The organism is Streptomyces sp. P17 (assembly GCF_032436805.1).
In the GTDB taxonomy this organism is placed as follows: Bacteria; Actinomycetota; Actinomycetes; order Streptomycetales; family Streptomycetaceae; genus Streptomyces.
The window spans coordinates 1-258 of sequence record NZ_JAVRBF010001094.1 but is presented as its reverse complement, the minus strand read 5'-3'; the positions used below and the strand labels follow the sequence as shown (position 1 = coordinate 258).

Below are 258 nucleotides of genomic sequence, written 5' to 3'. Positions count from 1 at the left end.
GGTGCGACGAAGCTGCTGACCTGTGGGACGATCGACAGCAGCCCTTCGACCGACAACCGGTGGAAGGCCTGGCGGATCGGCGTACGGCTCAGGCCGTAATGGGCGGCCATCCTGATTTCCGAGAGCGCCTCCCCCGGGCGGAACTCGCCGGTCAGGATGCGCGCGAAGAGGTCGTCATACACCTTCGAGACCGTCCAGCGCGTCTCGGCTTTGGGGACGACGACCATCATCGTCAGTGGGCGGCGCTGCTGATCGAAC

At 65.9% G+C, this 258-nt stretch carries 1 protein-coding gene; it reads right to left on the bottom strand.

Going from position 1 to position 258, the window contains the following annotated elements:
• Positions 1-230: GntR family transcriptional regulator (locus RMT89_RS44045; RefSeq protein WP_315889371.1), on the bottom strand; the 230-nt coding region annotated here is incomplete at its 3' end.
• Between the last annotated feature and the right edge of the window lie 28 nt (positions 231-258).